This window comes from Arthrobacter sp. Br18, assembly GCF_000520555.1.
Classification (GTDB): domain Bacteria; phylum Actinomycetota; class Actinomycetes; order Actinomycetales; family Micrococcaceae; genus Arthrobacter_D.
The window spans coordinates 156,438-161,799 of sequence record NZ_KI914890.1; the positions used below are offsets into that span (position 1 = coordinate 156,438).

Below are 5,362 nucleotides of genomic sequence, written 5' to 3' on the forward strand. Positions count from 1 at the left end.
CGGACGCAGCCGCGGCCGACACGGCTCGCAGGGTGAGCCGGACGATCAGCGCTCGAAGTCCTCAGGCTCGACGTCAGCGAGGAATTCGCGGAACTGCCGCAGTTCCTTCTCCGCGGTTTCCTGCTTGTCGTCGGACTCGTCGCCATCCTCATCCTCTTCGACTGCCTCCGCAATCTCGACGCCTGCCGCGAGGAGAACCTCGTCCGCACAGAAGATCGAGCACGGCACGCGCAGGGCGACGGCCAGGGCGTCGGAGGCGCGGGACTCCACGGTGGTGCCGTCGTCGAGCACCAGCTCCGCGTGATAGACGGTGTCCTGTACCGCGGTGATCCGTACCTCGGTGATGCTCCGCCCGGCCGCAGCCACCACGTTGACCAGCAGGTCGTGGGTCATCGGGCGGGGCGGCACGATGCCCTGCTGCACGAAGGCGATGGCGCTGGCTTCGGGCGCTCCGATCCAGATGGGCAGGTGCTTCGCCCCCGAGACTTCCTTGAGGAGTACGAGGGGCTGGTTTGAGGGCAGTTCGATCCTCACTCCCACAACTTCCACTTCAATCATCGGGCGAGCGCCTAACTGTCCATCCTGGATATGTGGCTGTAGACCAGGGCGCTGTGCAGGCCGAGGCACAGTTCGCTGATTTCACGCGCGGTCTCCGCCGCCCGGGCTTTCGAGGCGACGTCGCGGCGGGATGCCTCAGGTGCGATGACCCGTTCCACGAGTCCGAGTTCGCGGTCCGCGGCGGCACGGAAGGGCCGCAGGTGGCGCGGTTCGATGCCGTGGCTTTCGAGCTGCACGCACGCCTTCGTGATCTTGAGGGCATGTTCATCGAAGCGGCCCGCAGCGGGCGCTATCAGCCCGAAGCCCACGAGGTCGTCCACCAGCCTGCGGGTTGCCCCGGCTTCGGCTGCGAGCGTTTCGACGGTGAGGCTGCGGGCATGGGAGCTCAGTTCGCGGGCGAGCTGGTCGGACACCATTCGCGGTGACAGGGTCATTCCACCGGGCAATGATTCCGGCCGCTCCCCCCGGTCGATCGCGTCGACATAGTCCTTGATGACCTTCAGGGGAAGGTACTGGTCCCGTTGCAGCGCCAGGACGAAGCGGAGGCGTTCGACGTCATGGGCCGCGTACTTGCGGTATCCGGCACGGGTCCGCTGGGGGGTGATGAGCCCCTTCTCTTCGAGGAAGCGGATCTTCGATGCGGTGACCTGCGGGAAGTCCTCGGCGAGCTCACGGAGCACCTCGCCGATGTTGCGGACGCTGGAGCCTGGGTGCGCTGCGGCCGATCCGATGCTGCGCCGGCTGGAATGGGTTTCAGGCATGAAGGGGACTACGCCTGCGCGGTGTGCTGCGCCGGGGGCTGCCCCGAAGCGGCGGTTCGTGCCGCGTAGAAGGTGAGGCGGAACTTGCCGATGCGCACCTCGTTGCCGTTCCGGAGCACGATGCTGTCCACGCGGTCGTTGTTGACGTAAGTCCCGTTCAGGCTGCGCGTGTCGACCACCATGAAGCCGGTGTCCGTCCTGCGGAATTCGGCGTGCTGGCGGGATACCGTGACGTCATCGAGGAAGATGTCCGCGTTGGGGTGGCGGCCGGCTTTGGTGACGTCCTCGTCCAGGAGGAAGCGGGCACCTGCGTTGGGACCGGAATGGGCGATGAGAAGCGCCGACCCTGCAGGAAGGGCCGCAACCGAGCCCTGCTCCTCACGGGTGAAGTTACGTTCGATTTCGGTCGTCTCGATCTGCGGAGGCAGACCGATGGTCGTGGTCTCCGAAGATCCCATCTGCGGTTCCCCTCCGTTCGCGGCTGCGGTGTTGTCGCCAACCATTGGTTTTCCTCCCACGATACGTGACCTGAGGTACGCGGCCCGGCCATCCCGGTCGGCCACGACCGGAGCCGGTTCCTCTAGCCTACCTGCTGTGAGTATTGCGAAGAACTCAGCAGCTCCTCCAGGACGGCTGCGCTTTCCACGCGAATTTCGAGGAGCCAGCCTTCGCCGTACGGGTCGGTGTTGATCAGCGACGGATCGTCGTCGAGGGACTCATTCCGCGCCACCACCTCGCCCGTCACCGGGGCATAGACATCGCTCACGCTCTTGGTCGACTCGACCTCGCCGACCACGTCGGCGCCCGCCACAGCGGATCCGGTCTCCGGCAGCTGGACGTAGACGACGTCGCCCAGGGCATCCTGGGCGAAGTCGGTGATGCCGACGCGCACCACGCCTGCCGCGTTGGGCTCGCTGATCCACTCGTGCTCGGCCGTGTAGTACAGACCTTCGGGGATGTTGCTCATGATCGCCTCTCCGCTGGTGGTGTGGACCCAGGGCCTGTGCGCCCGGTCCGGTATTGATCGAGTATAGGCATGGTTCCGGTCACACGCCTGCCGGTCTGCTGCAGCCGGGCTCCGCTCAGGTTCCCGTGCGCGCCGCACCTCGGCCGCGCCGTACCACCGGACTCGGTGCGTTCGCTGGTTCGCCCGGGCGGCGTTCAGCTTGGGCGCCCGCCGCAGCCCGACCACACCAGGACCGCAATGCGGTGCGCCCAGTTGTCGGGAGGTGTTCGACGTGCAATGCCGAAGGCGTACCACGACCCCGTGAAGCGGCTTCCGGCGATGTCGACGTCGGACTCCGTCGGTAGCCAGGCCGCGTGCCACGGCCTCGTTCAGGTAGCCGCGCAACCGTGCGCGGCGTGGTGCGACAAGGAGCCGCTCGTAGGCATCACGCACCTCCCGGCTCACCCCGTCGGTGAGCATCAGTCCGGCCAGCGGAAGCGCGCCGGCGACGGTGATGCAGTGGCGGAAATGTTCGTCACAGCCGAGTACCAGTGGTTGCACTCGTGCACCATCTCCGAGTGGATGCAGATCTTGCCGCCGTCACAGTCGGTGATATCGACGTCGCTCTCGGCGGCATGGTCGAACTCAAAGCCGGAATAATCGCCCACCACGACCTCGACGGGAGGGGTGCTCGAAGTGAGGACCTGCGCCGCCATCGCATCCACGAAGGCCTCAGCTGACGGATCGACGTCGACGAGCGCATCCCTCCATGCGCAGGCGTGCGTCGGCACATAGGCGGCGCTCTGAAAAGGCAGGAAGACTCCCCCCTCACCCGATGGGTCCTTGCCGAGTGCCCAGTAGCCGGAAATCTCCCAGCCGTCCGGGACAGTGATCTCGAAGGGCGCCGTGAAGGCGGTCACGAGGTACGTACCAGCATCCAGTTCGCCGTTTTCCGGCATTGGTGCGGCCTCGCGAGCCGCTGCGGTCGACGCGGGGGGCTGCGTCTCGGCCGCAGTGCACGCAGAGAGGCCGACGCATGCCAGCAATGCGACGGCCACACCCGCGTGCTGCGAGCGCGCAGCGTGAGCGGCACGGAAGTGCCGGGTTGATGTCCACGAGGCTCGTCCTTTCGTTCGATGCAGCGCGGAGGCTGCACGATCAGTAGACGACACTCCGGTATCAGCAGAATACCGGCGCCTACCGGCCCGGTATCGGCCCGATATCAACCCTTTCCCCGGAATACTCGGTGTCTTGACGGACGTCGGCTTCCGGCGCACAGTGACGTCATGGAGGTGCGCGTTCTCGGAGCGCTGACGCTCGACGACGGTCGGATCCTGCTAGCTCCACGTGACCGTGTGGTGATGGGTGCGCTCACGGTCCGCCTTGGTGCCTCCCTGTCGGTCGAATCCCTCGCGGCAGCGCTCTGGGGTGAGAATCCGCCCGCATCGTGGTCGCATGTCATTCCCGGGTGCATCATGCGGTTGCGTCGGCTCATCGCACCAGCGCGGATCGAAACCACCCCGCTCGGATATCGTCTGACCGCGGAGCATGTCGACGTCGATGCCGAGCGGTTCGAGCGACACGTCACACGGGGTACGCAGCAGCTGAAGCTCGGTGAGCCCGAACGTGCCGCGCACACGTTGTCCGAGGCGTTCGCGCTGTGGCGGGGCGAGCCCTTCGTCGAGCTCATCGACTGGGTGCCGGCTCAGATCGCGTCCGGTCGTCTCAACGAGATACGCCTCGGGGCGGAGGAGCTGCTCCTCGATGCACGGCTCCAGGCCGGTGAGGTTCAGGAGGTCGCCGCATCTGCGCGCGCCCGCGTCGCCGAAGCACCGCTTCGCGAGCGGCGCTGGGTCGTACTGAGCGTGGCGCAGTACCGCCAGGGTCGGCAAGCGGATGCGATCGCCACCGTGCGCAGGGCGCGGGGGCTGCTCGCTGCCGAACTCGGGCTGGATCCGTGCACGGAGCTGGCTGAGCTGGAGCAGGCGATCCTCCGGCAGGATCCCTCGCTTCTGTCCGACCAGGTGTTCCGGGCCGGGAGCCCCGAGTGTCCATACTTCGGTCTGCCTCCCGCGGGCGTTGCCGACGCCGAGAGGTACTTCGGTCGCGAGCAGGAGCTGTTCGGGGCACAGCGTGCGCTCGAGGAGCACGGTGTGCTCCTCGTCGCGGGCTCATCGGGCGTCGGCAAGTCCTCATTCGTCAGGGCCGGGATCGGCGCGCAGTTCGCCACGCGCGGCTGGGAGGTCACTGCAGTAACGCCCGGCGAACAACCGATCGAGGCACTTCGCAACCTCGGTCCCGCGGCCGGGGATTCACTGCTCATCGTCGATCAGTGCGAGCGGGCGTTCGCCGTGGACGACCCCGCCAAGGTCCGGGGGTTCTTCGACGCCCTGTCGCGAGAAGTCCCCCGCGGCATGCTGGTCGTCACGATCCGCGCCGATCGCCTCGGAGACTTGGCCGATTACGAAGGCTTCGCCGAAATCATTCAATCGCACATGCTCATGCTCACCGCGCTGGACCCCGACGGACTCCGAGCCGTGATCGAAAAGCCCGCAGAGCAGGCCGGGCTCATCCTGGAGCCGGGCCTCGTCGAGATCCTCATTCGCGACGCCCATGGGCGAACCCTTCCGCTGCTTTCTCACGCCCTGCGCCAGGTGTGGTCACGTCGTGAGGGCCGCGTCATGACCGTCGACGCGTACCGGGCCTCCGGTGAGATCGAGGGTGCCGTCGCGAAAACCGCGGAAGTGGTCTTCACCGCGCTCCCGACGGAGGACTCGCTACTACTGCGCGACATCGTCCTCCGCCTCGTCGAAGCATCCGCGGACGGCGCGGTGATCTCCCGTCGGCTCGAGCGCGCCCGTATCGCGATTGACGACGCCCACGCCAGGATCGTCGATCGGCTGGTTGATGCACGCCTGCTCACGGCCGATGAGGAGTCGGTGCAACTGTCGCACGAAGCGCTCGCATGGGCATGGCCACGGTTGAAGGAATGGCTCGCCGATGATGTCGAGGGCCAGCGGCTCATGCGACATCTCGGCTCCGCGGCCGCCGCCTGGGAGGCGATGGGACGACCCGACAGCGAACTCTATCGCGGCGG

At 67.0% G+C, this 5,362-nt stretch carries 6 protein-coding genes; 1 reads left to right on the plus strand and 5 read right to left on the minus strand.

Features of this window, described 5'->3' with window-relative positions; translation table 11 throughout:
• Positions 1–45: 45 nt before the first annotated feature.
• The 5 genes from Y704_RS0115925 to Y704_RS22000 form a co-directional block, all read right to left on the minus strand.
• The gene (locus Y704_RS0115925; protein WP_026550852.1) at positions 46–558 is read right to left on the minus strand and encodes a bifunctional nuclease family protein; all 513 of its coding nucleotides are present in this window, start codon (positions 556–558) and stop codon (positions 46–48) included.
• Positions 559–569: 11 nt separating this feature from the next.
• Positions 570–1,319, minus strand: coding sequence for a transcriptional regulator FtsR (locus tag Y704_RS0115930; protein WP_081747713.1), 750 nt, complete (start codon positions 1,317–1,319; stop codon positions 570–572).
• 8 nt (positions 1,320–1,327) lie between these two features.
• Positions 1,328–1,822: an FHA domain-containing protein gene (locus Y704_RS0115935; RefSeq protein WP_026550854.1), complete on the minus strand. Its 495-nt coding sequence runs from the start codon at positions 1,820–1,822 to the stop codon at positions 1,328–1,330.
• 77 nt (positions 1,823–1,899) lie between these two features.
• Entirely contained in the window at positions 1,900–2,286 is a 387-nt protein-coding gene (gcvH, locus tag Y704_RS0115940; RefSeq protein ID WP_026550861.1) for a glycine cleavage system protein GcvH, read from the minus strand.
• A gap of 458 nt (positions 2,287–2,744) precedes the next feature.
• Positions 2,745–3,224: a hypothetical protein gene (locus Y704_RS22000; RefSeq protein WP_051477231.1), complete on the minus strand. Its 480-nt coding sequence runs from the start codon at positions 3,222–3,224 to the stop codon at positions 2,745–2,747.
• 327 nt (positions 3,225–3,551) lie between these two features.
• Between Y704_RS22000 and Y704_RS22005 the strand changes: the two genes are divergently transcribed.
• The coding region (locus Y704_RS22005; RefSeq protein WP_035773058.1) for an AfsR/SARP family transcriptional regulator at positions 3,552–5,362 on the plus strand (1,811 nt) is incomplete at its 3' end.